Genomic DNA, 26983 nt, shown 5'->3' with positions numbered 1-26983 from the left:
AGGGCCGCGTGGTGCGGGATCGGCTCAGCGGCGGGGGCCCAGACGGGCCTGGAGCGCTTCGCGGACCGGGTCGGGGACGTGGGCGGAGATGTCGCCACCCCACTTGGCCACGTCCTTGACCAGGCTCGACGACAGGAACGAGTAGAGCGGATTGGTCGGCATGAAGAGCGTCTCCACGCCAGCCAGACCGATGTTCATCTGGGCCATCTGCAACTCGTAGTCGAAGTCGCTGACCGCCCGCAGACCCTTGATCAGCACGCTCGCCTGCTGGGCCCGGCAGAAGTCCACCAGCAGCCCGCGGAACGACTCGACCCGCACGTTGCCGTACGACGAGGTCACCTCGCGGAGCATCTCGATGCGCTCCTCGACGGTGAACAGGCCACTCTTCGACTGATTCACCAGCACACCGACGATGACCTCATCGAAGAGCCGACTGGCCCGCCCGATGATGTCGAGGTGTCCGTTGGTGACCGGGTCGAACGAACCGGGACACACCGCACGTCTCATGATCGGCGACCGTACCAAAGGGTGGTCTCGCCGTAACGGCGGCTGCGCTCGGCGGTGATCCCCTCCACCCAGTCGAACTCCCTGGTGCGGCGGGACCGCTCGACCACCACCAACGCGTCGGGCGCCAGCCAGCCGCCGTCGACGAGCGCGGCCAACATCGCGGTGATCTCCTCGTCCGGCACCGCGTACGGCGGGTCGGCGAAGACCACGTCGTACGGCTCCCCGTCCGGCCCGGCGGCCAGCACCGTCGCCACCTTGCCGGTGACCAGACGGGCCGCCGGGCCGGCGCGCAGGGCCGCGACGTTCTCCCGGATCACCCGGGCCGCCCGCGGGTCGGACTCGACGAGCAGCACGTGCCGGGCGCCCCGGGAGAGCGCCTCCAGCCCGACCGCGCCGGAGCCGGCGTACAGGTCGGCGAAGCGGGCGCCGTCGAGATCGACGTCGGCCTGGACGGCGCTGAACAGCGCCTCCCGGACCCGGTCCGAGGTGGGTCGGGTGCCGGCGCCGGGGGGCGCGGCGATCCGCCGGCCACCGAGCGTCCCGGCCACGATCCGGGTCACCGTTTCCTCCTGCTCATGCCCGCGACGCTACGCGATGCGACGCGGGCCCGGTCAGCACGGCGCGGATCCGGGGAGCCGGCCAGCCGGCGACGACGCGGCGCGACTGAGCAGCCACGCAAGCCCGGAATCCACAGTGCAGCAGCGGCGCGAGGACGGTCCCCAGTGATCGGACGGACACCTTCGGTTCATCAAAGATCACGAATCGACTACATTGCCGGATGGCAATGATCTGAACTCCCCTCATTAACCACCCATCAGTACAGTCTCCCCCTGTCCCCGCTTTCGCCGCGGGAACACCACCGCGTCGCGACGCCCCGGTGAGCAGGTGACTCCCCGGTCACCACGTCTCCCGGCCTCCCGCCACGCGATCCGTACCCCCCTCACCAGGAGCAGGCGTGAACCCTCCCAAGTCTCCGTTCCGGCGCGTCGCGGCCATCGCCGCAGGTGCGCTGATCGGCCTCGCCGGCGTCGGCACCCTCGCGAGCCCCGCGAGCGCCCACCACCCCGAGCCCTCCGGCACCTACTGCCTGACCTCCGACGGCCAGGTCAAGGTGACCTGGACGGTCGGCAACAGCGAGAACATCGACGCGACCATCACCAAGCTCGAGTCGACCGTCCCGGGTGACTTCACCGGCGACCTGGCGAAGGACGCCACCCTGCCGGCGAAGGGCCAAGGTTTCCTCACCGGCACCCAGGCGCACACCTTCGACACGAAGCGGCCGACGGTCGAGCTGACCGTCGAGGCGCGATGGGTGCGTACCGACCGGATCGTGACCGAGTCGCGGACCGTCGCCGCCGAGCCGAAGGGCACCTGCGCGGCAGAGACCACGCCGCCGGCGAGCACCCCGACCCCCAGCGCACCGGCGACCCCCACGCCGACCCCCACCACCGCCTCTCCGTCGCCGAGCCAGCCGCCGGCCCAGAGCCCGACCCCGACCCCGCCGGCCACCCCGGCTCCGGCGGAGCCGGTCGGCTCGGTCGAGTCGACCTGCGACAAGCTCACCTTCACGATCGAGAACCCCGCCGACGGTGAGACCGTCACGCTCACCCTGACCCCGAACAAGGGCGAGGTGAAGACGCTCGTCGTGAAGCCGGGCGAGACCGGTTCCGTCTCCTTCGACGCGACCGAGGGTCTCGTCGTGACGCCGGCCGCCGAGGGCCTGGACGACACCGCGCCGATCGCGTGGGAGAAGCCGGCCGACTGCACCCCGGGTCAGGGTGGCGGCGACAAGGACGAGCCGGCTCTGCCGCTGACCGGTGCCGCGACCGGCGGCATCATCGCCGGCGCCGTGGTGCTGCTCGCCGCCGGTGCCGCCCTGTTCGTGGTGGCCCGCCGTCGTCGGGTTCGCTTCACCGCCTGAGACAACCCGCTCTGACACCTGAGGGCGCGTCGACCACCCGGTCGGCGCGCCCTCAGCCGTGTAGTGGCCTGCCTGATCGACGCGACATCATGGAAACCGGGGTATCCCTGTCGACGGGATACCCCGGCTTCATGAAACTGGAGTGGATCACGGCGGCGCGTGATCAGCCCTTTTCCAGGTACTCCGCGCGGTCCTCGTCGACAAGTGCGGCCACCGAGGCGGCCAGCGCCGGATTGCGGGTCAGCTCCGGGTCGTCCTCGATCAGGGTGATCGCCTCGGCGCGGGCCTCGCGGATCAGGTCGGCGTCGCGTCGCAGCGACAGCAACCGCAGGTGCGAGCGGTGCCCGGACTGGGTGGCACCCAACACGTCGCCCTCGCGGCGCTGCTCCAGATCAAGCTCGGCGAGCTTGAAACCGTCGCTCGTGGACGCCACCGCGTCCAGCCGCTCCCGCGCCGACGAGCCCTCCGGCGCCTCGCTGACCAGCAGGCAGAGCCCGGCAGCGGCACCCCGGCCGACCCGGCCCCGCAACTGGTGCAACTGGGAGACACCGAACCGGTCGGCGTCCAGCACGATCATCACCGTCGCGTTCGGCACGTCCACGCCGACCTCGATCACTGTGGTCGCCACCAGCACGTCCAGGTCGCCGGCCGCGAAGGACCGCATCACCGCGTCCTTCTCGTCGGCCGGCAGCCGACCGTGCAGCACCCCGATCCGCAGGCCGTGCAGTGGACCCTCGGCCAGCAGCGGGGCCACCTCGGTCACCGCCAGCGGCGCCCGCCGGCCGTTGTCGTCCTCGGGTGGCGGTTCCTCCTCGGCGCCAGGGCCGTCCCCGATGCGCGGACACACCACGTACGCCTGGTGCCCGGCGGTCACCTCCTCGCGCAGCCGCCGCCAGGCCCGGTCCAGATAGGCCGGTTTCTCGGCGGCCGGCACCACGTGCGAGGCGATCGGCGACCGCCCCCGGGGCAGCTGGGAGAGCGTGGAGACCTCCAGGTCGCCGTAGACCGTCATCGCCACGGTGCGCGGGATCGGGGTCGCCGTCATCACCAGCACGTGCGGCGGCTGGTCGGCCTTGGCCCGCAGCGCGTCGCGCTGCTCCACGCCGAAGCGGTGCTGCTCGTCGACGACCACCAGGCCCAGGTCGGCGAAGTCGACCCCCTCGTAGAGCAGGGCGTGGGTGCCGAGCACGATGCCGGCCGCGCCGCTGGCAACCTCGCCGAGCGCCCGGCGGCGGGCCGCCGCGCCCAGCGAGCCGGTGACCAGCTCGACCCGGGTGGCGTGCTCGGCGGAGCCCAACTCGCCGGCCCGACCGAGCGGCCCGAGCAGGTCGAGCATGCCGCGGTGGTGCTGGGCGGCCAGCACCTCGGTGGGCGCCAGCAGCGCGGCCTGCCCGCCCGCGTCGACCACCTGGAGCATCGCCCGCAGCGCCACCACCGTCTTGCCCGAGCCCACCTCGCCCTGCAACAGGCGGTGCATGGGGTGCCCGGCGGCCAGGTCCGCCGCGATCTCCACGCCCACCTCGCGCTGACCGGCCGTCAGCTCGTACGGGAGTCGGGCGTCGAAGGCTTCCAGCAGCCCGCCCGGGCGTGCCGGGCGGGGCCGGGCCGGCCAGTCGGCCGCCCGGTGCTTGCGCTGCACCAGGGTCACCTGGACGGCGAAGGCCTCGTCCCACTTGAGTCGCCGCCGCGCCTGGTGCAGCGCCTCCTTGCTGGACGGCCGGTGGATCTCGCTCAACGCGGCGCCCAACCCGACCAGCTTGCGACCGGCCCGCACAGCGTTCGGCAGTGGGTCGTCCGGCGGGGTGAACGTGTCCAGCACGACGCGCACGCAGCGCGCGATCACCCAGGTCGGCACGGCAGCGGCGGCCGGGTAGACGGGGATGAGCGCCCCGGCGAACTCCTCGATGTCGTCGTTGGCCGCCGCCTCGCCGTCGCCACCCTCGCCGAGCAGGACGTACTCCGGGCCGTTGAGCTGCCGTTTGCCCCGGAACTCGGTGACCTTGCCGGCGAACAGCCCCCACCGGCCGGGGCGCAGCTCCCGCTCGCGCCACGCCTGGTTGCCGAAGAAGGTCAACGTCAGCACCCCGCCGGAGCCGTCGCCGACGGTCACCTCCAGCAGGTTGCCCCGCCGCTGACGCATCGGGCGCACCGCGGTGCGCTGCACCTGAGCCAGCACGGTGACCTGCTCACCGACGTCCAGCGAGCGGATGTCGGTGTGCTCACCACGCTCGTCGTAGCGACGCGGGAAGTGGTAGACCAGGTCACCCGCGGTGTGCAGGTCGAGGTGTGCGGCCAGCGCCTTGGCTGTCTTCTCCCCGACCAGCTTCTTCAGCGGAGTGTCCACAGTGGCTGGTTCGCTCATTCGATCCCTACCAGGAGCGGATAAAACGGCTGGCCGCCCGGGTACGTGTGCACCTCGACGAACGGCCAGCGTCGCGCGACGTGCGCGCGGACGGCATCGGTGAGCCCGGCCGGGGCGTCCGCCCCGGCCAGCAGGGTGACCATCTCGCCACCACCGCCGAGCATCCGGTCGACCACCGCCGCGCAGGTGTCGGTGAGGTCGGTGCCGATCAGGTGCACCTCCCCCTCCACCAGCGCCAGCACGTCACCGGGACGGCACGGGCCGGCCACTGTCAGCGCCTCCCGGCTGGCGTGGCAGACCTCGGCGTAGCGGCAGGCGCCCGCCGCCTCGGCCATCGCGATCACGTCGTCCTCGAAGCGGCGGTCGCCGTCGCGGACCGCGAGGGCGGCCAACGCCTGCACGGGCGAGCGGGTCGGCACCACGCTCACCTTGATGCCGAAGCGGTGGGCCTCGCGGGCCGCCGCGCTCGCCACCGCCTCGGTGTTGGCGTCGTTGGGCAGCACCACCACCCGGGCCGCGCCGGTGCTGCGCACGGCGTCGAGCAGCTCACCGGTGGACGGGTTGCCCGGCACCACTGTGGCCCCCTCAGCGGCGAACAGCTCGGCGATGCCGCCACCGGTGGCCACCACCACCGCGGCCCGGCCGGTCACCGCCGGGCCGGCGGGCGGCTCCGGCTGGTCGGCGAAACGGGTCACCGAGATCCGGTACGGGCGGCCGGCAGCGACCCCGGCCTCGACCGCCGCGCCCACGTCGTTGACGTGCACGTGGACGTTCCAGGTGCCCTCCGGCTCACGCCCGTCGCCGACGACGACGAGCGAATCCCCCAACGCGTCCAGGGCCCGGCGCAACCCGGCGACCGCCTCGGCTCGGGCATCGAGCAGGAACTGCACCTCGTACGCGTACTCGTCGGAACCGGTCTCGCGGGCGACGGTGGCCGCCGGGCGGGCGGCGCGCGGCGGCGGCGCGGGCCGGGCCGTGCTCTCCCCGGTCAGCACCTCGACCAGGGCGTCGAGCAGCACGCAGAGCCCTCGGCCACCGGCGTCGACAACGCCCGCGCGGGCCAGCGCCGGCAGCTGCTCCGGGGTCCGGGCGAGCGCCTCGGCCGCCGCCCGGGCCGCGACGCCGGCCACCGCCGGCAGGTCGTCGCTGTCCGCGCCCTCGGCCGCCGCGGCGGCGGCCGCGACAACGGTGAGCAGTGTGCCCTCGACCGGCCGGGAGACCGCCGTGTACGCGGCGGCGGTGCCGGAGCGCAACGCGGCGGCCAACTCCCGGCCGCGCACCGCCGGCATCCCGGCGACCTGGTCGGCGAAACCCCGCAGGATCTGCGAGAGGATCACCCCGGAGTTGCCCCGCGCGCCCAGCAGCGCGCCCTGGGCCATCAGCCGCAGCGCGTGCCCGTGCGCGGTCGGCCCGCTGTCGGGCAGGGTGTCCAGATCCATGGCGAGGGCCTGCTGTGCCGAGGTGAGGGTGAGCACCAGGTTGGTGCCGGTGTCGCCGTCGGGCACCGGATAGACGTTGAGCTGGTCGATCTCGCCCTGGTGACGCTTCAGTGCGGCCAACCCGCCCGCACACCAGCGGCGGACCGCGGCGGCGTCGAGGGTGTCCAGCACGGGCAGAAGCCTACTGGCGCACACCGACACCCGTCGGACTCGTCCGGCGTGTCCGCCGTGCCCCGGGTCGGCACTGGCCACGGCGGGGACGGACCGCTCCGGTAGCCTTGCCGCCGGGCCGGCCCACCGTCGGGCGGACGGGCCCACGACCAGGCGTGAGCCGGGGCACGGGCGAGCGCCGGACCGGGCCGGTTGGCCGGGTCGGCGAGTCATCGGGTAACCTGACCAGGTTGCCCGGGCAGCACCTGCCGGCGACCTCATGAACGTATCAATCCCAGGAGTATCCCGTGGCTAGCGTGTGCGACGTCTGTGGCAAGGGACCGGGCTTCGGCCACAACGTGTCCCACTCGCACCGGCGGACCAACCGCCGCTGGAACCCGAACATCCAGTCGGTGCGTACCCCGGCCGGTGGCGGCAACACCAAGAAGTTGCAGGTCTGCACCTCGTGCATCAAGGCCGGCAAGGTCACCCGCGCCTGACGCGGTAGCACCCACCTTCTCGTTCGGCTCAGCCGGCGGACCCCGAGGGTCCGCCGGCTGAGTCGTGTGCGCGGCAGCCACCGCGCACCGCGCCGGCCCGGCCAGGCACGCCGAGGCCCGGCCCGCGGGTCAGAGGGTGCGGCCGAAGGAGATGCAGCCCTCCGCGTCCTTGTAGAAGCCGAAGTTCGGGATCCGCTCGTACCCGGCGGAGCCGTACATGGCGATCGCCTCGGGCTGCTTGTCGCCGCACTCCAGGACCACCCGCTTGCGGCAGTGCTCGCGGGCGGAGCGCTCGACGGCCGCCAACACCGCGCGGGCCACCCCCCGCCCCCGCGCCGCCGGCACCGTGTACATCCGCTTCAGCTCCGCGGTGTCCTCGCCGTGGCTACGCCAGCCACCGCAGCCGACCGGCTCACCGGCCAGGTAGGCGACGAGGAACGCGCCATCGGGCGGCTCGAACTCGGCCGCGTCCACCGGGGTGTCGTCGCCGGTGCCGCCGTAGCGGGCACCGAGGTCGGCCAGGGCGGCCTGGATCAGGTGCTGTGCCACCGGTGCGTCGAACCGCACCACCCGGATCTCGATCTCACTCACGGTGTCCAGCGTACGGCGGCGCCCGGGTCTCAGCGGAAGTGGTCCCAGCCGGCCGGGCCGTCGTAGCCGACCCCGTCGACGGTCACGCCGGCACCGTCCGTGACCAGGCCGATCGGCCGCCAGCCCGGCGGCAGCGGCACCGCCGGGGGGAAGGTAGCGGCCAGCGCGTGGTCGTCGCCACCGGCGAGGATCCAGGTGTACGGGTCGACGCCGAGTGCCTGCGCCGCGTCGGCCATCTGCCGGGGCACCTCGAACCCGTCCCGGCGTACGTCGATGGCCACCCCGCTGGCCGCCGCGATGTGCCCGAGGTCGGCGAGGAGCCCGTCCGAGATGTCGATCATGGAGGTGGCGCCGGACCGAGCGGCCTGCGGGCCGGCCTGGTAGGGCACCTGTGGCCGCCGGTACGCCTCGACCAGCAGCCTCGGGGTGCGGAACCCCCGGGTCAGCACTGTCAACCCGGCTGCCGCGTACCCGGTGCGCCCGGCCAGGGCGAGCACGTCCCCGGGTCGGGCGCCGGAGCGCAGCACGGGTGGGTGGCCCGCCAGGTCGCCCAGCGCGGTGACCGCGACGGTCAGGGTGGGGCTGGCCGACATGTCGCCGCCGACCACGCTCGCGCCGACCGTCGCCGCCTCCGCGGACAGCCCGTCGGCCAGCTCCTCCGCCCAGCCGGTGTCCAGGTCCGCCGGCATGCAGAGCGCGACCAGCAGGGCGGTCGGCGTGGCACCCATCGCCGCGATGTCGGCCAGGTTGGCCGCCGCCGCCCGGTGCCCGACGTCGCGGGCCGAGGACCAGTCCCGCCGGAAGTGCCGCCCGTCGACCAGCACGTCCGTGGACGCCGCCACCCGGCCGTCCGGCGCGGCCACCACCGCCGCGTCGTCGCCCGGGCCGAGCAGGGTCGTCGGCCCGTACGACAGCCGGGCGGTGACCTTCCCGATCAGCCCGAACTCCCCGATCCCGGACACGCCGACGCCACCGCGGGCGTCGCGCCCGTGCTGCCCGGCTCCGCCGTGCTCGCTCACCGCTGCTCCTTGACCACCGATAGGGATCAGACCTGGTCCGTAAGGTAGTTTCACCCTTCGGGCCGCTCCCGGGCGGCGACGGACGGAGGTCGAGTCGTGGTACAGGCGTACATCCTCATCCAGACCGAGGTCGGCCGCGCACGTGACGTGGCGGGTCTCATCGCGGACATCTCCGGCGTGGTTCGCGTCGACGCCGTCACCGGGCCGTACGACGTGGTCGTCCTCACCGAGGCGAACACCGTCGACGAGCTCGGCAAACTCATCGTCAGCAAGGTGCAGATGGTGCCCGGCATCACCCGCACCCTCACGTGTTCGGTGGTGCGGCTGTAAGTGGACGAGTTGACATCATCCTCCTCCGCGGTGGACGACGACGGTGCGCGCGACGCGACCGACGGCACGTCCGGGCCGGCTGACGGTAACGGTGAGCCGACCGATCCCGCCGCCGCCGCGCCGGCCGGCCGCGATCGGACCATGCGGGGCGCTGCCCTGCTGGCCACGGTGATAGCCCTGCCGATCACGCTGCTGGTGGCCGTGTTGGCCTTCAACAAGCTCAGCCCGGACACTCCGGCCGCCGCGCCGAGCCCCTCGGCGACCACCGCCCGGGTGCAGTCCACCGCCCCGGTGGAGATGGCCGCCCCGGCGCTGGCCGCCCGCCCGGCCACGGTCTGCCGGGCGCTGCTGTCCCAGCTCCCGGCGAGCATCCGCGACCTGGCCCAGCGGCCGGTCACCGCCGGCCCGGAGCAGAACGCCGCGTACGGCGACCCCGCGCTCACCGTGGCCTGCGGCGGCACCGAGCCGACCTTCCCCAGCACCGACGAGGTCTGGACGGTCAACGGGGTCTGCTGGCACCTTGCCGAACAGGCCGACGACGCGGTGCTCTCCACTGTCGACCGGGAGACGCTGATCACGGTGCGCGTCCCGGGCGCGTACGAGCAGCCGTTGCAGTGGTTGCCGGCGATCTCCAGCACGATCGTGGCGAGTGTGCCCTCCGGCGGGGCCATCCCGTCCGGCTGCCAGCGCTGAGCACGAACCGACCCCGCCCGCACCGGCTGAGCCGCGCGGGCGGGGTCGGACGGCTCAGTGCAGGCCGACGCCGCGCCGCTGGGCGGTACGGATCAGGCGGTTGACCAGCTTCGGGTACTCCAGGCCGGAGGCAGCCCACATCCGCGGGAACATCGACGTCGGGGTGAAACCGGGCATCGTGTTGATCTCGTTGAGGTAGACGTCCAGCTCGGGAGTGACGAAGAAGTCGGCGCGGGCCAGACCGGCGCAGTCCAGTGCGGTGAACGCGCGGACCGCGTACTCCTGCACCTGACGGGTCACCTTGTCCGGCAGGTTGGCCGGAATGTCGTACTCGCAGGAGTCGTCGAGGTACTTCGCCTCGAAGTCGTAGAAGTCGTGGTCGGCGACGACCCGCACCTCGGCCAGCACTGACGCCTCGGGCGCACCACCGGCCTCGCCCTCCAGCACCCCGCACTCGATCTCGCGGCCGACGATCGCGGCCTCGATGATGACCTTCGGGTCGAACTGCCGGGCGGCGGCGACCGCCGCGTCCAGCTGCGCCCAGTCGGTGACCTTGTTGACGCCGAACGACGACCCGGCCCGGGACGGCTTGACGAAGACCGGCAGGCCGAGCCGCTCCTTGTCCTGCTCGCTGAGGGTCATCCCGTTGCGCAGCACGGCGTACGAGCCGACCGGGATGCCCTCGACGGCGCAGAGCTTCTTGGTGAACTCCTTGTCCATGGCGGCGGCGGAGGCGAACACGTTCGCCCCGACGTAGGGGATGCCGGCCATCTCCAGCATTCCCTGGATGGTGCCGTCCTCGCCGTACGTGCCGTGCAGCACCGGGAAGACCACGTCCACGTCGGCGAGCGCCCGGGGGCCCTCGGTCGGGTCGAGCACCATCAGGCCGTTGCCGGTGGGGTCGGCGCGCAGCACGATGTCGTCGCCGGAGTCGGCGGTGATCTCGGGGAGCTGACGGGCGTTGATCGCGAGCTGGGCGGGATCGCCGTTGGTCAGCACCCACTGGCCGGCCCGGGTGATGCCCACCGGCACCACCTCGAACTCGTCCGGGTCGAGTGCGCCGAACACGCTGCCGGCGCTGACACAGGAGATGCCGTGCTCCGGGCTGCGGCCGCCGAAGACGATCGCCACGCGGGTCTTGCCTGGGGTGGTCACTCCGGTCACCTCTTCGTACGCGACTGCGGCTGGTCGTGCTCGCCGGTGGCGCTCACCCGGTTGACCTTACTGTGCGTGGCGGAAGGGCGAGGCGATACCCGGCGAGCCACGGCAGGACACGGCAACTGGTCATCAGAGGATATACGGTGCGTAACCGGGAGGTAGCGCTGTCGCAGGCCGCTGACCTGGGTCTGCGCTCAGTCCCGGGAGTGCCGGCGACCGACCGCTATCACCTTCACCCGCTGCCGGCCGGCCCGCACCATGCCCAGCGCCATGAACGCGCCGGCGATGCGGTCGGCGGCCTCCCGGCTGCTGGCCCCGACGACCTGCCGGCGCCGCTCCGGCGCGACCCGCTCGTTGCGGTTGACGCCCTCGACCGGGCGCACGTCGGTGAGCACCACGAGGAAACGGGTCATCGCGCGCCGACCGAGGGTACGGCGGGGGGCTCCGGGCGGGTTCGCACGTCGTCTCCTTCCGGCAGGCCGGGATGGCGGGGCGGCACGCGACGATCGGGTACGGGGGAGAAACCCGATCGCCGCGCGCCCCATCCCCTCCGGTCGCTCACCACCACCGTCGCCACGACAACCGGCGGTGAGGACGCCATAACAGATTGACACGTGTACAGCCGTGAATGCAACTCTCATCGACGTTGTCTCATGCAGACGTTCCCGCAAATGTGTGCGACCATCGATGCATGGCCCCGAAGACCGCCCGCGCCCGCCGGCTCGGCATCGCCCTGCGCCACCACCGGGAAGCCGCCGGGCTGACGCTGGAGACCGCGGCGGATGAGATCAACAGCACCCGCAGCACCCTCTCCCGGTACGAGAACGCCCAGACCCTGATCAGCCCGGCCACCGTGCGCGCCCTGCTCACGTCGTACGGGGTGAGCGCCGAGGAGGTGGCCGCGGCGGTGCAGCTGGCCAAGGACGCCCGCAAGCCGGGCTGGTGGGTGTCGTACTCGTACCTGCTGGACCCCCGCACCATCGACTTCATCGCGCTGGAGGCCGAGGCGACAGCCATCGCCAACTTCGAGCCCTCGGTGGTGCCCGGCCTGTTGCAGACCGCTGACTACATCCGTGGCGTGATGCGCGGCGGGCCGCACACCCTCGGCGACGACCTGGTCGAGCAACGGGTCAAGATCCGGCTCGACCGGCAACAGCGGCTCACCGCCGACCAGCCGCCCATCCTCGACGCGATCATCGACGAGGGCGCGCTGCTGCGCCCGGTCGGTGAGCAGTCGGTGATGAACGGGCAACTACGGCACCTGGTCAAGATGGCCGAGTTGCCGAACATCACCGTCCAGGTGATCCCGCTCTCCGCCGGCTACCACCGGGGCACCCGGGGTTCCCTGCACATCCTGGAGTTCGCCGACCCGGAGGACCCGATCATCGCGTCGGTGGAAACCGTCGCAGGTCAGATGATCCTCGACCGCGCCGGTGAGACGCGTACCTGCACCAAGATCATGGAGCATCTCCGTAGCGTGGCGCTCAGCCCGGCGGACAGCCGCGAGATGCTCCTGTCAGTCCTGAAGGGACGGTAGGACCGATGACACCGATGATCACAGCGGCGTTGGCCGCGGCGGCCTGGCGCAAGAGCAGCCGCAGCGGCGACGAGGGCGCCTGCGTGGAGGTTGCCGCGATACCGAGGCTGGTGGCCGTCCGCGACTCCAAGGACCCGGCCGGCCCGGCGCTGCTGTTCCCCACGGCGGCCTGGGCCGCCTTCGCCCAGGCGCCACCCCAGCGCTGACCAGACGTGCCTGAGCCGGCGTGGGTCGAGGGCCCGCGCCGGCTTCAGGCAACCAGCGGGCGGGGCTCCGGAGCGGCGCGCAGCGCCTCCAGCGCGGCGATCGCGACGCCCCGGGCGCCGGCCATGTCCCGGTCCGGCACCAACGCGAAAGTGGCCACCGCCGCCTGCTCCTCACGGAGCACCGTGTGCTCGCGGACCGTCGCCAGGAACCAGTCCCGGAACTCCGGCGCCGCCTCGACCACGCCACCGCCGACGAAGTACGCGTGCGGGTCGGTGAAGTTCGCCGCCACCGTGAACAGCCGTCCCAACGCCATCGCCTGCTGGGTGAACAGGTCCCGCGCGAGGGCGTCTCCCCGTTCGCCGTAACCGCGCACCAGCTTGGCCGCCCGGGCCACCGGCTCGGCGACGAGCGGATGGTCGGGGTACCGGGTCAGCCAGTACGGCAGCAGGTTGCGTTCGATGCCGGTCAACGAGGCGACGCTCTCCACGTCACCGGTGAAGCCGCAGGCGCAGGTGGGGTCCGGCTGGCCCGGGCCGAGCAGCCCGGTCAGCGGGATGTGCACATGGCCCAGCTCCCCCGCCATGCCTGCCGCACCGGCGATCACCCGACCGCTCTCGACCACCCCGCCACCCAGGCCGGTGCCGACGATCGCGGACACCGACGAACGGCTCATCGCCTCGGCACCGAAGTAGACGTGGTGGGCGTAGAGCGCTGCCGCGTTGCCGTCGTTGTGGTAGATCACCGGCAGGCCGAGCCGTCGCTCCAACGCACCCCGCACGTCGAAGCCGCGCCAGGCCGGTTGGGAGAAGTTGGTGGAGCCCCGCGAGGAGATGACACCCTCGGCGCTGGCCGGGCCCGGAGTGTCCAGCCCGACCGCCCGGACCAGGTCACGCGGCACGCCGGTCTGCGCCAGGGCGCCGTCCAGCGCCCGGGCCAACGCCTCGATCGCCGCCTCCGGCCCGGCCCCCACCTCGCTGGGGATCTCCAACAGCCCGTCCACCAGGAAGCGACCGTCCACCGTCAGCACGGTGGCGTTGTTGCTGGTGCCGCCGTTGTCCAACCCGACGACCACCGGCACCCCTGCGCTGCCCACCGAAACCGCCTCCCGCCGTCATGAGTGTGAGCCGAGGCTAGTGCCAACCCCTCTCCCCCGCCACGCCCCGCCCCGCCCTCCCCGCGATCTTGCACTTACTGTCCCGACATAAGGTCCATTCGGCTCGTAACGTCAACCGAAACTGCAAGATCGCCGGGGTATGGGGGTGGGGACTCAGGGGCGGCGGGCCGTTAGGGCGGTGGCGTCCCGGGTCTCGTCCTGGTGGACGGTGGGGATCAGGCCGGCTTTCTGGAATGACTCGCAGAGGGCGTCCACCTGGGTCGTACCGACCTCGACCACCAGGTGGCCGCCGGGGGCCAGCCAGTCGGCCGCGTCGCTGCCCACCCGACGCAGCACGGAGAGCCCGTCCGGGCCACCGTCGAGCGCCACCGGGGCCTCGTGCAGTCGTGCCTCCGGCGGCATCAGCGCCACCGCGTCCGTCGGCACGTACGGGGCGTTGGCGACCACCAGGTCGAGCCGGCCCCGCCACCGCCGGGGCAGCGGATCGAACAGGTCGCCCTCGTACACCTCGGCGTTCAGCCCGACGACGTTGCGGCGGGCACAGGCCACGGCCGTCGGGTCGATGTCGGCGGCGGCCAGCCAGCGCGGCGCGAGCCGGTGCGCCAGCGCGACAGTGGTGGCCCCGGAGCCGCAGCAGAGGTCGACCACGGCCGGCGCCGGACCGGTCACCTCGGCCGCCGCCTCGACCAGCAGGGCGGTGCGGGCACGCGGGACGAAGACGCCCTCGTCGACGGCGATCCGCAGGCCGCAGAACTCCGCCCAGCCGAGCAGATACTCCAACGGTTCGCCGGCCACCCGGCGGGCGGTCAGGTCGGCCAGCGCCGCCGGGGTGTCCGCCGCGGCCAGCAGCAGGTCTGCCTCGTCCTCGGCGTACACGCAGCCGGCGGTGCGCAGCCGGTGCACGAGGGCAGGACGGTCGGTGGGGAACGGTGGTGCCATGGGAATCCTCCGGGAAACGCTCGCCGGCGCTCCCGTGGCCGCTATCGCGGCAGGAACACGGGAGGAAGGGCCGGTCCTGTCTGTGCGCGGATCGGACTCACCTCCTCCGGTCGGGGCCGCCGGTGCGGCCGTCGACACCCTAGCTCAGACCGGCCCGGCCACGTCCAACGCGGCGGCGATGTCGGCCACCAGGTCCGCGGTGTCCTCCGCGCCACAGGAGAGCCGGACGAAGCCGGGAGCGGTGTCGTCGCCCCACTGCGCCCGCCGGTCCGCCGTGGTGTGCAGGCCACCGAAGGAGGTCGCCGCCGCCACCAGCCGGGCGGCCTCGATGAATCGGCCCACCCGGTCGGCGTCGCCCAGGTCGAACGAGAGCACCCCCGGTATCCGGTGCATCTGCGCCGAGGCCACCGGGTACGCGGGGTCGTCCGGCCGCCCCGGCCACCGCAGGCCGGTGACGTCCGAGCGGCCGGCGAGCAGGTCGGCGACCGCTGCGGCGTTCGCGCTCTGCCGCGCCAGCCGCAGGTCGAGAGTGGCCAGTGACCGGTGGGCCAGCCAGGCGTCGAACGCGCCCGGTACCGCCCCGGTGGTGGTCCGCCAGGTCGTCACCGCGTCGATCAGCTCGGCGGATCGGCTGGCCAGATAGCCCAGCAGCAGGTCGGAGTGGCCGGTGAGCGCCTTCGTACCGGAGGCGACCACCAGGTCGGCGCCGAGGTCCAGCGGGCGCTGACCGAGCGGGGTGGCCGTGGTGTTGTCCACCGCGAGCAGCGCGCCGGCGGCGTGCGCCCGCTCGGCGAGGGCGGCCACGTCGACCACGTCCAGGCCCGGGTTGGCCGGCGTCTCCACCAGCACCAGCCGGACGCCCTCGAACGACGGGTACGGCCCGACGGTCGGCACGAACAGCACCCGGACGCCGATGGCCTCCAGCACATCGGTGGCGAACGCCCGGACCGGGAAATATCCGTCGCTGGGCAGCACCACGGTGTCCCCCGGCCGCAGCAGGGTGAGCAGCAGGCCGGTGATGGCCGCCTGACCGGTCGCGAAGACCCGGCAGTCACCACCCTCCAACTCGCCCACCGCCGCCTCCAGCAGCCGCCGGGTCGGGTTGTCGGGGCGGCCGTAGCCGTTCGGCGACGTGCCCTGACCCTGGAACGGGTCGAGGTGGTACGGCGCGGCGAAGACCGGTCCGGGCAGGAACGAATCCCCCGGTGCCGGCTCGGGCAGTCCCGCGCGGACGCACCGCGTGCCGTCTCCCCACTCGCTCATCGGGTTCCTCACTCGTACGACTCGGGTTTGGCGGTGCGGCTCATCAGGGTCTCCACGGCGAGGCGCGGGTCCATCCCCTCGTGGCAGATCCGCTCGACGTGCTCGGTGATCGGCATCTCCACGCCGTGCGCCCGGGCCAGGTCGCGGATCGCCAGGCAGCTCTTCACACCCTCGGCGGTCTGCCGGGTGGCGGCCTGGGCCTGTTCCAGCGTCTCCCCCCGGCCCAGGTGCTCACCGAAGGTGCGGTTGCGGGCCAGCGGGGACGAGCAGGAGGCGACCAGGTCGCCCATGCCGGCGAGACCGGCGAAGGTGATCGGGTCCGCACCGAGCGCCACGCCCAGCCGGGCCGTCTCGGCCAGCCCACGGGTCATCAGCATGGCCCGGGTGTTGTCGCCGAAGCCCATCGCGGTGGCGATGCCGTACGACAGGGCGATCACGTTCTTGACCGCCCCGCCCAGCTCACAGCCGATCACGTCGTCGTTGGTGTAGGGGCGCAGGTACGGCGTCCGGATCGACGACTGGACGAGCGTGGCACGGGCGCTGTTCGTCCCGGCGACCACTGTCGCGGCGGGCTGCTCGACGGCGATCTCCGGGGCCAGGTTCGGGCCGGACACGACGACCACCCGGTCCGCGGCGACCCCGGCGGTCTCCACGATGACCTCGCTCATCCGCTTGGTGGTGCCCAGCTCGATGCCCTTCATCAGCGACACCAGGGTGGAGTCCGGGTGCAGGTGCCCGGCCCATTCGGCGAGGTTGCCGCGCAGCGTCTGCGACGGCACCGCCAGCACCACCACCTCGGCTCCGGTGATCGCCTCGGCGGCGTCGGTGGTGGCGGTGACGCGGGCGGGCAGCAGCAGGCCGGGCAGGTACTCCGGATTGCGGCGCTCGGCCCGGATGCTCTCGGCGACCGGCGCGCGGCGGGCCCACACCGTCACGTCCCGCCCCGCGTCAGCGAGGATCTTGGCGAAGGCGGTGCCCCAGGAACCCGCACCGAGCACCGCGACGTGACCGCTCATGCCGCGTCGTCCCGCTGCTCACGGCCGACGGTGGACCGGGCCGGTCGCTCCCACAGTGGCGGCGGGGTACCGCCACGGATCTCGGCGAGCATGTCCCGCAGCCGCAACATGATGGTGTCCGTCATCTCCTCGAGGGTGGCCCGGGTCGGCTGGGCGTCCGCCCACCGGCTCAGGTCGATCGGTTCCCCGGCGGCAACGGTCACCGGGATCCGGGGGCGCAGGCTGACGCGGGTCGTCCTCGGGTCGAAGATCCGTTCCGGCCCCCACATCACCACCGGTACGACCGGGGCGCCGGTGGCCAGGGCCAGCCGGGCCGCACCGGTCTTGGCCTTCATCGGCCAGAGCTCCGGCTGTCGTGTGGTGGTGCCCTCAGGGTAGATCACCACCGCGCCGCCCTCGTTGAGCGCGGCGACCAGGGCGTCCAGCGAGCGGACGGCGTCCACGGTGCCCCGCTCGACCGGGATCTGCCGGCACCGGTGCAGGATCCAGCCGACCACCGGCACCCGGAACACGCTGGCCTTGCCCAGGTACTGCGGCCAGCGCCCGGAGTCGTAGATGAAGTGCGCGGAGACCAGCGGGTCGGCGTGGGAGATGTGGTTCGCCACGATGATCATGCCGCCGTCGCGGCGGAGATGCTCCTGACCACGCCAGGTACGCCGGGTCCAGACGATCATCACCGGCTTCACCAGCCCCACGGCGAACCGTTGCCAGAACCCCAGCCTCCGCCGTGCCACTGTGCCTCCTCGTCGCGCCGCAACCCCGCCGCGAAATCCCGCCCGCGACACCCGCAGCGGAAATCATGCCTGCTCGCCCCCGGTACGGCCAGCGAGGGTCCCGTCGTCCGGCTGGCAGGATTGCGGACGTGAGTCAGCCGAGGTGGGCAGTGGTGGTGCCGGTGAAGCCGCTGGCCGCGGCCAAGAGTCGGCTGCGCGGCGCGCTGCCCGGCGTACCGCACGAGGAGTTGGCGCTGGCCCTCGCGGCCGACACGCTCCGCGCGGTGCTGGCCTGCCCGGCGGTCACCGAGGTCCTGGTGGTGACCGACGACGCCCGGGTGGCGGCGGCGGCACGGGCGGCCGGCGCGCGGGTGCTGCCGGACGAGCCGAACGCCGGCCTGAACGCCGCGTTGCGGCACGGGGCGGCCGGGGCCCGCGGCTGGGTGGCCGGGATCACCGCGGACGTGCCGGCGCTGCGCCCGACCGAACTGACCGGCGCGCTGCTCGCGGCGCGGAACAGCCGACCCACGGTCCGCCGGTTCCTGCCGGACACACCCGGCGAGGGAACGGTGCTGCTCACCGCTCCGCCGGGGAAACCGCTGGACCCTCGTTTCGGGGTGGGTTCGGCGCTCGCGCACGCGGCGAGCGGGGCGTTGCCGCTCGACGGCGACTGGCCCAGCCTGCGCCGGGACGTGGACACCGCCGCGGACCTGGCCGAAGCCGACCGGCTCGGGCTGGGGCCGCGCACGGCCGCGCTGGTGGCCGCCAGCCGCCCGGCCCGCGCCACCGGCTGAGCCTGCCCCGCCCCGCTCCGCGGGCTGACCCTGCCCCGCCCGCTCCGTGGGCTGACCCTGCCCCGCCCGCTCCGTGGGCTGACCCTGCCCGGGCCGCGCCACCGGCCGGACCCCCGGTGTACGGTGCCAGCATGCAGGGCACTGTGGCCAGCTACGACGCGGCGACGCGCAGCGGTGTGCTGCTGCTCGACGACGGCACCGAGATGCGCTTCCCCGCGCGGGCCTTCGACGCCTCCGGGCTGCGGCTTCTCCGCCTCGGGCAGCGGGTTCGCATCGACACCGATCCCGACGGCGAGGTTGTCCGGGTGACATTGCCGACGATGATCTGACCCGGCGGGCCCAAGTTCATTTTGCGTTTACCGTAATCGGGTGATTATGAGCGGGTGAGCACCCCTCGCGAGCAACCGGCCCGCCCGCCCGCCACCAACCTCCGCAACGGCTCCACCGCGCGCGGCGCCGATGGGCGTTTCCGTCCGTCCCGCGCCGAACGCGCCGGCGCCGCCCGCGCCGACACCCTCGCCGACGACCCCGGCGCCGCCTCCTCCGGCCTGGACGAGGTCATCGACCCGGTGCCGCAGACCGAGGCGGACGGTCCGGCCGCCGGTGCGGTCCAACCGGTCGGATCGACAGCCGCCCGGCTGGCGGACGACGACGAGCCCCCGGCCCCGCCGCTGCCGGAGGACCGGTTCCTCAACCGGGAGCTGTCCTGGCTCGACTTCAACGCCCGGGTGCTCACCCTGGCCGAGGACCAGCGCACCCCGCTGCTGGAGCGGGCCAAGTTCCTGGCCATCTTCGCCAGCAACCTCGACGAGTTCTACATGGTGCGCATCGCCGGGCTGAAGCGGCGGCTCTCCGCCGGCCTGCCGGTACGCGGCGGGGACCGGCTGCCACTGCGTACCCAGTTGGAGCTGATCGCCGAGCGGACCGCCGCCCTGGTCGCCCGGCACGCCGCCTGTTTCGTCGACGACGTGCTGCCCAAACTCGCCGACGAGAGCATCCGGATACTGCGCTGGGGCGAGTTGGGCGACCCCGAACGGGAACGGCTGCGCACCTACTTCCGGGAGCACATCTTCCCGGTGCTGACCCCGCTCGCGGTGGACCCGGCGCACCCGTTCCCGTACATCTCGGGGCGGTCGCTGAACCTGGCGGTGGCGGTTCGTGACCCGGACGGCGGTTCGGAGCTGTTCGCCCGGGTCAAGGTGCCGAACAACGTGCCCCGTTTCGTCCGGGTGGACCGGGACCAGCCGGGCGTCCGGATGCTGCCCGTGGAGGACCTGATCTCGGTGCACCTGGGGCAGCTGTTCAGCGGCATGCAGGTGGTCGAGTGCCACCTGTTCCGGGTCACCCGCAACGCCGAGGTGGAGGTCGACGAGGACCGCGACGAGGATCTGCTCCAGGCCCTGGAGCGGGAGCTGGCCCGGCGGCGGTTCGGCCCGCCGGTCCGGCTGGAGGTCGCCGCGTCCATCTCCGACCACATGTTGGAGCTGCTCGTCCGCGAGCTGGACATGGACGACCAGGACGTGCTGCGGGTGCCCGGCCTGCTGGACCTCTCCGCGCTGTGGCAGGTCTACGGCGAGGCGGACCGGCCGGACCTGAAGGACCCGCCGTTCGTGCCGGCCACCCATCCCCGCCTCGCCGAGGGCGAGGTGCCGCGCAGCGTCTTCTCCACCCTGCGCGACGGCGACATCCTGGTGCACCACCCGTACCACTCGTTCGCCACCAGCGTGCAGCGCTTCATCGAGCAGGCCGCCGCCGACCCGAACGTGCTGGCCATCAAGCAGACCCTCTACCGCACCAGCGGCGACTCCCCGATCGTCGACGCGCTCGTCGACGCGGCCGCCGCCGGCAAGCAGGTGGTGGTGCTGGTGGAGGTGAAGGCCCGCTTCGACGAGGTGGCCAACATCGGCTGGGCCCGCACGCTGGAACGCGCCGGCTGCCACGTGGTGTACGGCCTGGTCGGCCTGAAGACGCACTGCAAGACCGCGTTGGTGGTCCGGCAGGAGGGCAACCAGATCCGCCGCTACTGCCACATCGGCACCGGCAACTACCACCCGAAGACGGCCCGACTGTACGAGGACTTCGGCATGCTCACCGCCGACCCGGAGATCGGTGCCGACCTCACCGACCTGTTCAACGTGCTGACCGGGTACAGCCGGCAGACCGCGTACCGGCGGCTGCTGGTCGCGCCGCAGGGCATCCGCAGCGGGCTGATCGAGCGGATCGAACGGGAGATCTCGCACGTCCGCCTGGGCATGCCCGGCCTGGTCCAGTTCAAGGTCAACTCGCTGGTCGACGAGGGGGTGACCGACGCGCTGTACCGCGCCTCCCAGGCCGGCGTCCACGTCGACCTGCTCATCCGGGGCATGTGCACGCTGCGCCCCGGGGTGCCGGGGTTGTCGGAGAACATCCGGGTCCGCTCGATCCTCGGCCGGTTCCTGGAACACTCCCGGGTCTTCCGGTTCGGCAACAACGGTGAGGCCGAGTTCTGGATGGGCTCGGCCGACCTCATGCACCGCAACCTGGACCGTCGGGTGGAGGCGCTGGTGCAGGTGAGCGACCCGATCGCCCGCGCCGAACTGGACCAGGTGCTCACCGCCGCGATGAGCCCCGAAGTGGACGCGTTCGAGCTGGCCGGGGACGGCACCTGGACCCGGCGTACCGGCGGTGACGACACCGCCCGGGAGCATCTGCAGGAACTGTTGCTGCGCCGCGTCGGTGGCACGGCCAGCTGACCGCGCAGCGCATAGGCTGAGCTGATGGTCGAGGAGGAGCAGAAGTACGAGGTGGACGACGCCTACGTGCTGCCGGACCTGGCCGGTGCCGCCCCGGCCGGAGGTCGGGTCCGGGCACTGCCACCGGTGACGCTTGTCGCCCGCTACCTCGACACCGTCGACCTGCGGCTGGCCCGGGCCGGTGCGTCGCTGCGCCACCGGCGGGGCGACGAGCTGCCCTGGACGGTGAAACTACCGACCGGGACGCCGGGCGTCCGGCACGAGATCTCCCGGCCCGGGCCGAAGCGGCAGCCGCCACCGGAGCTGGTGGAGTTGGTCACCGTCCTGCACCGGGGGGCGCCACTGGCACCGGTGGCGGTGGTCCGCACGGTGCGGCACGCGTACGAGGTGTGCGACCGGGCCGGCACGGTGCTCGCCGAGGTGGTGGACGACCGGGTGACGGTGCTCGACGACGCCGGCACCACCACCGACACGTTCCGCGAGGTGGAGGTGGAGCGCAAGGCCGGCGACCGGGAGCTGCTCGACCGGGTCGGTGAGGTGCTGCGCCAGGCTGGCGCCCGGGGCGGGTCGTTCACACCGAAGCACGTACGGGCGCTGGGCGCGGCAGCGCGGGCCGAGCCGGACCTGGTCGCGCCGGCCGGGCTGACCGCCGAGCCGAGAGCCGGTGAGGTGGTGACCGAGTCGGTCCGCAAGGAGGTCCGCCGGCTGTTGGCGCACGACCCGCTGGTCCGGCTGCGCGCCTCGGCCGCCGGTGACGACACCGCCGTGCACCAGATGCGGGTGGCCTGTCGACGCCTGCGCAGTGATCTGCGCACCTTCAAACCGTTGCTGCGCAAGACCTGGTCGCGCCCGCTGCGCGCCGAGCTGCGCTGGTTGGCCGGGGTGCTCGGGGCGGCCCGCGACGCCGAGGTGCTTCGCGCGCGGCTGCGTCGTACCGCCGACGCCGATCCGCTGAGCCCGCTCGACCCGGGTGCTGTGGACCGGCTCGACGAGGTGCTCGCCGAACGGCAGCGGCGGGCGTTCACCGCCATCGACGAGATGCTGCGCTCCGCGCGTTACCTGGCCCTGGTGGACTCCCTGGTGCTGGCCGCCCGCGCGCCCCGACTCACCCGCCGGGCGGCCGCGCCCGCCACCGAGGCGCTGCCCGCGCTGGTGGCGCGCCAGTGGCGGCGGTTGACCGGGCCGGACGGCGTCGACGGGCTGGACGCGCAGTCGCCGGACGACCGCTGGCACGCCGTCCGCAAGGAGGGCAAGCAGGCCCGGTACGCGGTCAACGCGGTGGCCCCGACGGTCGGCAAGGGCGCGCGCCGGTTGTCCCGCGCCCTCGCCCGGGTTCAGGACGTGCTCGGCGAGCACCAGGACGCGGCGGTGGCGGCGGACACCTGGCTGGAGATCGCCGCCGCGCGGCCGGACGACCACGAGCTGGCGGTCACCGCCGGGCGGCTGGCCGAACGGGAACGCGCCTCGGTGCGCCGGGCGCGGGATCGCCTGCCGGCTGCCTGGCACCGGGCCACCCGGCGACGGCGGACCAGTTGGCTGCCGTGACCGGCATCCGGGCCGCCGGCGGGGTGGCCTGGCGGCCGACCGACGACGGCGTACGCGTCTGCGTGGTGCACCGCCCCCGCTACGGCGACTGGACACTGCCGAAGGGCAAACTCGAACCCGGCGAGCACGCGCTGGCCGCGGCGGTCCGTGAGGTGGCCGAGGAGTCCGACGTGCGGGGTGTGCCGCAGGTGCGGCTGCCCTCGGTGCGCTACCGCAGCGAGGGGCAGCCCAAGCTGGTCGACTACTGGTCGATGCTCGCGGTGGCCAGCGGCGGTTTCCAACCGGACACCGAGGTGGACGACATCCGCTGGCTCGCTGTCGACGACGCGATCCGGTTGGTCAGCTACCCGCACGACGCCGAGGTGTTGGCGGCGTTCGCCGCGCTGCCGTCGGTGACGGCGACGATCGCTGTGGTCCGGCACGCGCACGCCGGTAAGCGGGCCACCTGGTCCGGCCCGGACGTCGGACGCCCCCTGGACGCCGAGGGGTGGGCCCAGGCGGCCGCACTGGCCGAGCTGATCGCCCTGATCCGACCGGCCCGGCTGGTGTCGGCGTCGCCGCGACGGTGCGTGCAGACCCTCGACCCGGCCGCCGCGTTGCTCGACCTGCCGATCGAGGTCTGCGGCGACCTGGACGAGCCGCAACCCGGCCAGCAGAGCGACGAGCAGATCCTGGCCACCGCCGCCCGGCTGCTGGAGTTGGCGGGCACCGGTGGGCAGGCGGTGGTGTGCAGTCAGGGCAAGGTCCTGCCCGGTGCCCTGGAGCGGCTGACCGGCCGTACCGATGAGGACTTCGCCACGCCGAAGGGCGGCGGCTGGCTGCTCGCCTTCGCCGGCGACCGGCTGCTGGCCACCGACCGCCTGTAGGGCCTGCGTTCGCCCGGGCTTGGCCCCGGTCAGCGGGGCGGCAGGGTCACCGTCACCGCGACCGGCAGGTGGTCGCTGGCCGTGCTGCGCGGCGCGACCGGATCAGCGGGGGTCAGCTGGGGCGAGACGAAGATGTGGTCGATCTGCTGGCGCGGGTCGTCCGCCGGGCTGGTCGCCAACGGTCGGGCGGTGGCCAACGCGTCGACCAGGCCCGCCCTGGTGAACTCCGTGAACGCCTCGTCGCCCGGCTCGGTGTTCAGGTCGCCTCCCACCACCAAGGGCCGACCGGCCGCGTACCGGATGGCGAAGTCGGCGACCGCGCGGGCCTGGACCACCGGTCCGGTGTCCGGCGGCGGTTGCAGGTGGGTGCTGACCACCGCGGTACGGACACCGTCGCCGAGGTCCAACGTGACCGCGAGGGCCTGCGCTCCGGTGGGCGCGCCGACGGCGGCCAGCGGCAGGCTGCGCGGATCGCGCACCGGCCAACGGCTGAGTACCGCGTCACCCCAGACCGGGTCGGCGGCCGGCCCGAAGACGTACGGCATCCCGAGCCGGTCGGCCAGCAGGTCCAGGGTGTCGTGCCCGCCGTTGAGCAGCCACGCCCGGTCCACCTCGCTGAGCAGCACCACATCGGGCCGTTGCCGGTCGACGACCTCGGCGAGGCCGGTCAGGTCGAACCGGCCGTCGAGCCCGAAACCCATCCGGATGTTGTACGCCACCACCGTCAACCGTTGCGGCGGGCCGTCCCGGTTGCTGGCCACCGGCACCTCGTCGGCGAGCACGGGTGCCAGCAGTGCCAGCGAGGTGACAGCGGCGGTGGTCCGCAACGGCGGGAACGGGCCGGGAAGCCGGTGGGCGACGGGACGGGCGGTGAACGCCACGGCGGCGATCAGCACGGCCACCACCACTGGCACCGCGGCGTTGGGGTAGCCCAGGTCGTAGGCCGAGTAGTAGCCGACCGCCCCGAGCGCGAAGACGAGCATGCCGGCGGCTACCGCGTACCCCCGGCGGGAGGCGCTGGCGTCCGCGGCGTCGGTGGTGTCGTCGGTGCTGTCGTCGGTCAGGGCGAGGCACGCACCGAGACCGACCGCGGCGAGGAGGATGGCCGGCAGGAGCAGGTCACCCCGGTCGAGGGCGAACAGCACCGCGCCGGTGAGCAGCGTCGCCGGACCGTACGCCCGGCCCCACCCTCGTGGCGGGCGGGTCAACGCGGCGCCCAGGAACCCGGCGACCGCCACCGGCACCGGCGCCAGGCCGAACAACGGCGAACGGGCCACCCCGTCCCCGACCAGGTACGACATCCCGGTCCGGGCCAGCGCCGGGGAGAGCGCCACCATCGCGGCCAGTAGCAGCGCGGGCCCGGCCACCAGCCAGGCCCGGCCACCACCGGGGCCCCCACGGGCGTCAGCGGGACCGTCAGGGCCGTCAACGGTGCCGGTACGGGCGGCATCGGTGCCGCCGCGCTGGCCCGGTTGCGCCGTGCCGACCAGGAACACCGTCACCGCGACGACGCTGAGCAGCCAGGCCACCCAGTCGCCCCGCCAGACCAGGTCGACGGTGTCGAGCACCGCGTGCACCGCCGCGTTGACAGCGAACCCCAACGCCAGGCCCGGGACCGGTCGAACGGTGTCGGCGGCGACGGCGACCAGCCAGACCAGGCCGGCGAGCAACCCGGCGGTGGCCACCCAGAGCTGGGTACGCCCACCGGGGGCGGCGGTGAGGGTGAGCCGGGCGACGGCGAGCGCGACGGCGGCGACGACAGTGACCGGGCGGGCGCCGACTCGGCGGACCATCGCGGGTGCGCCCAGCGCGAGCACGAACCAGCCGAGGGCGAACGCCCCCATCAGCTCGGCGGGGGTGGACGCCGCCTGACCGAAGATGGTGATGATGCCGGGCAGCCAGACCCGCAGCACGTCGATGAGGAGGAGCACGCCCAGCGCGAGCGTTCCGGTGGTGAGCTGGCGGTAGCGCACCGGCGCCCCACTTCCCGTCGACGGGCCGGCGGAGGGGGCCGGCACGGCGATTCTGCGCGAGCGGGCCAACCGGGTCAACGGTCCCCGTACGCGCGAAGCCGGCCCCGTACGCGTGAAGCCGGCCCCGGCACGCCGAAAGGGCGCCCACCCACTGGTGGACGCCCTTTCGGAGCGGGTCGGTCAGCGCTTGCTGGCCGCCTTCTTGGCCGGGGCCTTCTTCGCGGGGGCCTTCTTGGCCGCCGTGCTCTTGCTCGCCGCCGCGGTGGTCTTCTTCGCCGCGGTCGACCGGGTCGCCGCGGTGGTCTTCTTCGCCGCGGTGGTCTTCTTGCTGGCGGCCGTCTTGGTCGCCGTGGTGCTCTTGCTCGCCTTGGCCGGGGCGGTCTTCTTGCTGGCGGCCGTCTTGGTCGCCGTGGCGGTCTTGGTCGCCTTGGCCGCGGCGGTCTTCTTGCTGGCCGCCTTGGCCGTGGTGGCCTTGGTGCCCGTGGCCTTCGCGCCGGTCGCCTTCGCGCCGGCCGCCTTGGCCGTGGTGGTGCTGGTGGCGGCCTTCTTCGTCGCCACCGTGGCCTTCGGCACCTTGCCGCTGGCCACCATCTCCTTGAACCCGGCGCCGGGGCGGAAGGTCGGGACTGAGGTCTTCTTGACCTTCACCGCCTCGCCGGTACGCGGGTTGCGCGCTGTTCGTGCGCCACGCACACGCTTTTCAAATGCTCCGAATCCGGTGATCGCCACCTTCTCGCCCTTGGTGACCGCCGCCTGGACCTCGGTGAGGACCGCGTCGAGCGCGGCCGTCGCCATCTTCCGGTCCCCCAGGCGAACGGCGAGCGCCTCGATGAGCTCGGCCTTGTTCACGACTTCCTCCCGATTGTGCAACTGACTCGTCGCGAGCCATTCTGCGCGCACGGTATGCCCTGTGCTGCCGGGACACAAACATTCGGTAGAAAAAAGCCCTTGTGTCGTAACGGATTCACCCCCACCGGTTGGACCGATGGGGGTGAAATCCGCTGTGCGAGCGGCCTAACGGCTATGCCACGGAGGGCAGGAACGGCAGTCGGCGCGCCTCGTAGGAGTCGATGTCGGCGGCGTGCCGGAGGGTGAGTCCAATGTCGTCGAGGCCTTCCAGCAGGCGCCAACGGCTGAAGTCGTCCAGCGGGAAGGACCAGCTCGCATCCCCCGCCCGGAGCTGGCGGGCGGTCAGGTCGACGGTCACCGGGGTGCTCGGATCCTCCTCGACCAGGTCCCACAACTCTTCGACGGCTTTCAATTCCAACTCGACCGGCAACAGACCTTCCTTGAGGGCGTTGCCGCGGAAGATGTCACCGAAGCGCGGGGCCACCACGGCGCGGAAGCCCCAGTCCCGTAGCGCCCAGACGGCGTGCTCCCGGGAGGACCCGGTGCCGAACTCCGGGCCGGCGATGAGGATCGACGCCCCGGAATAGTTTTCATCGTTGAGCACGAATGTCGGATCTTCCCGCCAGGCACTGAACAGCCCGTCGGCGAATCCGGTCCGGGTCACCCGCTTGAGGTACACGGCGGGGATGATCTGATCGGTGTCCACGTTGGACCGGCGCAGCGGCACGGCGGTGCCGGTGTGGGTGGTGAACTTGTCCATCTCGT

27 protein-coding genes are annotated in these 26983 nt (G+C 73.2%); 11 read left to right on the top strand and 16 right to left on the bottom strand.

The annotated features are described in order from the left end of the window. Positions 1-24: 24 nt before the first annotated feature. A complete protein-coding gene (gene coaD / locus KBX26_RS15825; RefSeq protein WP_030335289.1) occupies positions 25-507 on the bottom strand; it encodes a pantetheine-phosphate adenylyltransferase in 483 nt (160 codons plus the stop codon). Beyond that, positions 504-1067 carry a 16S rRNA (guanine(966)-N(2))-methyltransferase RsmD gene (gene rsmD / locus KBX26_RS15820; RefSeq protein WP_030335291.1) on the bottom strand — a complete coding sequence of 188 codons (564 nt, stop codon included), beginning with the start codon at positions 1065-1067 and terminating at the stop codon, positions 504-506. The genes coaD and rsmD overlap by 4 nt, the downstream gene beginning before the upstream one ends. Before the next feature lie 395 nt (positions 1068-1462). On the opposite strand from rsmD, the gene KBX26_RS15815 reads away from it, so the two are divergent. Then, entirely contained in the window at positions 1463-2428 is a 966-nt protein-coding gene (locus KBX26_RS15815) for an LPXTG cell wall anchor domain-containing protein (protein WP_030335292.1), read from the top strand. A 163-nt stretch (positions 2429-2591) separates the two neighbouring features. Here the strand turns inward: KBX26_RS15815 and recG are convergent, their stop codons facing one another. Together recG and KBX26_RS15805 are read right to left on the bottom strand one after the other, a co-directional pair. Beyond that, positions 2592-4790, bottom strand: coding sequence for an ATP-dependent DNA helicase RecG (gene recG, locus KBX26_RS15810; RefSeq protein ID WP_210865762.1), 2199 nt, complete (start codon positions 4788-4790; stop codon positions 2592-2594). Next, a complete protein-coding gene (locus KBX26_RS15805; protein ID WP_210865761.1) occupies positions 4787-6400 on the bottom strand; it encodes a DAK2 domain-containing protein in 1614 nt (537 codons plus the stop codon). Before KBX26_RS15805 ends, recG begins: the two co-directional genes overlap by 4 nt. A 287-nt stretch (positions 6401-6687) precedes the next feature. Here KBX26_RS15805 and rpmB point away from each other — a divergent pair, with 287 nt between their 5' ends. Beyond that, positions 6688-6879, top strand: a complete 192-nt coding sequence (gene rpmB / locus KBX26_RS15800) for a 50S ribosomal protein L28 (RefSeq protein WP_007456456.1) — start codon at positions 6688-6690, stop codon at positions 6877-6879. A 129-nt stretch (positions 6880-7008) separates the two neighbouring features. Here the strand turns inward: rpmB and KBX26_RS15795 are convergent, their stop codons facing one another. Together KBX26_RS15795 and KBX26_RS15790 are read right to left on the bottom strand one after the other, a co-directional pair. Next, entirely contained in the window at positions 7009-7470 is a 462-nt protein-coding gene (locus tag KBX26_RS15795; protein ID WP_210862029.1) for a GNAT family N-acetyltransferase, read from the bottom strand. Positions 7471-7499: 29 nt separating this feature from the next. Next, on the bottom strand, positions 7500-8489 hold the full coding sequence (locus KBX26_RS15790; protein WP_210865760.1) for a thiamine-phosphate kinase: 990 nt from the start codon (positions 8487-8489) through the stop codon (positions 7500-7502). Positions 8490-8585: 96 nt separating this feature from the next. Here KBX26_RS15790 and KBX26_RS15785 point away from each other — a divergent pair, with 96 nt between their 5' ends. Next, entirely contained in the window at positions 8586-8819 is a 234-nt protein-coding gene (locus tag KBX26_RS15785) for an Lrp/AsnC ligand binding domain-containing protein (RefSeq protein ID WP_030335303.1), read from the top strand. Positions 8820-8849: 30 nt separating this feature from the next. After that, positions 8850-9512 carry a DUF3515 family protein gene (locus KBX26_RS15780; RefSeq protein WP_307857823.1) on the top strand — a complete coding sequence of 221 codons (663 nt, stop codon included), beginning with the start codon at positions 8850-8852 and terminating at the stop codon, positions 9510-9512. 54 nt (positions 9513-9566) lie between these two features. Here the strand turns inward: KBX26_RS15780 and KBX26_RS15775 are convergent, their stop codons facing one another. Further along, positions 9567-10667, bottom strand: coding sequence for a D-alanine--D-alanine ligase family protein (locus tag KBX26_RS15775; RefSeq protein WP_030335307.1), 1101 nt, complete (start codon positions 10665-10667; stop codon positions 9567-9569). 197 nt (positions 10668-10864) lie between these two features. Beyond that, on the bottom strand, positions 10865-11083 hold the full coding sequence (locus tag KBX26_RS15770; protein WP_030335309.1) for a hypothetical protein: 219 nt from the start codon (positions 11081-11083) through the stop codon (positions 10865-10867). Between the two features lie 278 nt (positions 11084-11361). Between KBX26_RS15770 and KBX26_RS15765 the strand changes: the two genes are divergently transcribed. Together KBX26_RS15765 and KBX26_RS15760 are read left to right on the top strand one after the other, a co-directional pair. After that, positions 11362-12207, top strand: coding sequence for a helix-turn-helix transcriptional regulator (locus KBX26_RS15765; protein WP_030335311.1), 846 nt, complete (start codon positions 11362-11364; stop codon positions 12205-12207). Positions 12208-12212: 5 nt separating this feature from the next. Then, a complete protein-coding gene (locus tag KBX26_RS15760) occupies positions 12213-12413 on the top strand; it encodes a DUF397 domain-containing protein (RefSeq protein ID WP_030335312.1) in 201 nt (66 codons plus the stop codon). Between the two features lie 44 nt (positions 12414-12457). On the opposite strand, the gene KBX26_RS15755 is transcribed toward KBX26_RS15760, so the two are convergent. The 5 genes from KBX26_RS15755 to KBX26_RS15735 form a co-directional block, all read right to left on the bottom strand. Next, positions 12458-13507 (bottom strand): ROK family protein, encoded by a 1050-nt coding sequence (locus tag KBX26_RS15755; protein ID WP_210865759.1) that lies wholly within the window; start codon positions 13505-13507, stop codon positions 12458-12460. Between the two features lie 174 nt (positions 13508-13681). Further along, complete coding sequence (locus tag KBX26_RS15750) at positions 13682-14467, bottom strand: putative protein N(5)-glutamine methyltransferase (RefSeq protein ID WP_210865758.1); 786 nt, start codon at positions 14465-14467, stop codon at positions 13682-13684. A gap of 144 nt (positions 14468-14611) precedes the next feature. Then, positions 14612-15730 (bottom strand): cystathionine gamma-lyase, encoded by a 1119-nt coding sequence (locus tag KBX26_RS15745; RefSeq protein WP_210865757.1) that lies wholly within the window; start codon positions 15728-15730, stop codon positions 14612-14614. An 8-nt stretch (positions 15731-15738) separates the two neighbouring features. Then, positions 15739-16746: an NAD(P)H-dependent glycerol-3-phosphate dehydrogenase gene (locus KBX26_RS15740; protein ID WP_210860954.1), complete on the bottom strand. Its 1008-nt coding sequence runs from the start codon at positions 16744-16746 to the stop codon at positions 15739-15741. Next, on the bottom strand, positions 16743-17480 hold the full coding sequence (locus KBX26_RS15735) for a 1-acyl-sn-glycerol-3-phosphate acyltransferase (protein ID WP_210865756.1): 738 nt from the start codon (positions 17478-17480) through the stop codon (positions 16743-16745). Before KBX26_RS15735 ends, KBX26_RS15740 begins: the two co-directional genes overlap by 4 nt. Before the next feature lie 128 nt (positions 17481-17608). On the opposite strand from KBX26_RS15735, the gene cofC reads away from it, so the two are divergent. The 5 genes from cofC to KBX26_RS15710 all read left to right on the top strand — a co-directional run bounded on the left by cofC (position 17609) and on the right by KBX26_RS15710 (position 23396). Beyond that, entirely contained in the window at positions 17609-18253 is a 645-nt protein-coding gene (gene cofC, locus KBX26_RS15730; protein ID WP_210865755.1) for a 2-phospho-L-lactate guanylyltransferase, read from the top strand. 131 nt (positions 18254-18384) lie between these two features. After that, positions 18385-18582 carry a cold-shock protein gene (locus KBX26_RS15725; RefSeq protein WP_030335323.1) on the top strand — a complete coding sequence of 66 codons (198 nt, stop codon included), beginning with the start codon at positions 18385-18387 and terminating at the stop codon, positions 18580-18582. Between the two features lie 54 nt (positions 18583-18636). Beyond that, positions 18637-20985, top strand: a complete 2349-nt coding sequence (locus KBX26_RS15720) for an RNA degradosome polyphosphate kinase (RefSeq protein WP_210865754.1) — start codon at positions 18637-18639, stop codon at positions 20983-20985. Positions 20986-21009: 24 nt separating this feature from the next. Then, positions 21010-22530, top strand: a complete 1521-nt coding sequence (locus tag KBX26_RS15715; protein ID WP_210865753.1) for a CYTH and CHAD domain-containing protein — start codon at positions 21010-21012, stop codon at positions 22528-22530. Next, complete coding sequence (locus tag KBX26_RS15710) at positions 22518-23396, top strand: NUDIX hydrolase (protein ID WP_210865752.1); 879 nt, start codon at positions 22518-22520, stop codon at positions 23394-23396. The genes KBX26_RS15715 and KBX26_RS15710 overlap by 13 nt, the downstream gene beginning before the upstream one ends. Before the next feature lie 29 nt (positions 23397-23425). Here KBX26_RS15710 and KBX26_RS15705 read toward each other — a convergent pair whose 3' ends face one another. The 3 genes from KBX26_RS15705 to leuD all read right to left on the bottom strand — a co-directional run bounded on the left by KBX26_RS15705 (position 23426) and on the right by leuD (position 26978). Further along, positions 23426-25369, bottom strand: a complete 1944-nt coding sequence (locus tag KBX26_RS15705; protein ID WP_210861679.1) for an endonuclease/exonuclease/phosphatase family protein — start codon at positions 25367-25369, stop codon at positions 23426-23428. Positions 25370-25549: 180 nt separating this feature from the next. Next, positions 25550-26218 carry an HU family DNA-binding protein gene (locus KBX26_RS15700; RefSeq protein WP_210861677.1) on the bottom strand — a complete coding sequence of 223 codons (669 nt, stop codon included), beginning with the start codon at positions 26216-26218 and terminating at the stop codon, positions 25550-25552. A 172-nt stretch (positions 26219-26390) separates the two neighbouring features. Continuing rightward, positions 26391-26978 (bottom strand): 3-isopropylmalate dehydratase small subunit, encoded by a 588-nt coding sequence (gene leuD, locus KBX26_RS15695; RefSeq protein ID WP_030335334.1) that lies wholly within the window; start codon positions 26976-26978, stop codon positions 26391-26393. Positions 26979-26983 lie beyond the last annotated feature (5 nt).

This window comes from Micromonospora sp. C97 (genome assembly GCF_018070385.1).
In the GTDB taxonomy this organism is placed as follows: domain Bacteria; phylum Actinomycetota; class Actinomycetes; order Mycobacteriales; family Micromonosporaceae; genus Micromonospora; species Micromonospora parva.
Note: the sequence above shows the minus strand (reverse complement) of the source record. Positions and strands in the feature narration are given on the sequence as shown.

What these genes read in the sequence shown, in the direction of transcription:
- coaD (WP_030335289.1), bottom strand. Translation starts at nt 507, where the DNA reads ATGAGACGTGCGGTGTGTCCCGGTTCGTTCGACCCGGTCACCAACGGA.
- recG (WP_210865762.1), bottom strand. Translation starts at nt 4,790, where the DNA reads ATGAGCGAACCAGCCACTGTGGACACTCCGCTGAAGAAGCTGGTCGGG.
- KBX26_RS15770 (WP_030335309.1), bottom strand. Translation starts at nt 11,083, where the DNA reads ATGACCCGTTTCCTCGTGGTGCTCACCGACGTGCGCCCGGTCGAGGGC.
- KBX26_RS15765 (WP_030335311.1), top strand. Translation starts at nt 11,362, where the DNA reads ATGGCCCCGAAGACCGCCCGCGCCCGCCGGCTCGGCATCGCCCTGCGC.
- KBX26_RS15760 (WP_030335312.1), top strand. Translation starts at nt 12,213, where the DNA reads ATGACACCGATGATCACAGCGGCGTTGGCCGCGGCGGCCTGGCGCAAG.
- KBX26_RS15750 (WP_210865758.1), bottom strand. Translation starts at nt 14,467, where the DNA reads ATGGCACCACCGTTCCCCACCGACCGTCCTGCCCTCGTGCACCGGCTG.
- KBX26_RS15745 (WP_210865757.1), bottom strand. Translation starts at nt 15,730, where the DNA reads ATGAGCGAGTGGGGAGACGGCACGCGGTGCGTCCGCGCGGGACTGCCC.
- KBX26_RS15740 (WP_210860954.1), bottom strand. Translation starts at nt 16,746, where the DNA reads ATGAGCGGTCACGTCGCGGTGCTCGGTGCGGGTTCCTGGGGCACCGCC.
- KBX26_RS15725 (WP_030335323.1), top strand. Translation starts at nt 18,385, where the DNA reads ATGCAGGGCACTGTGGCCAGCTACGACGCGGCGACGCGCAGCGGTGTG.
- KBX26_RS15715 (WP_210865753.1), top strand. Translation starts at nt 21,010, where the DNA reads ATGGTCGAGGAGGAGCAGAAGTACGAGGTGGACGACGCCTACGTGCTG.
- leuD (WP_030335334.1), bottom strand. Translation starts at nt 26,978, where the DNA reads ATGGACAAGTTCACCACCCACACCGGCACCGCCGTGCCGCTGCGCCGG.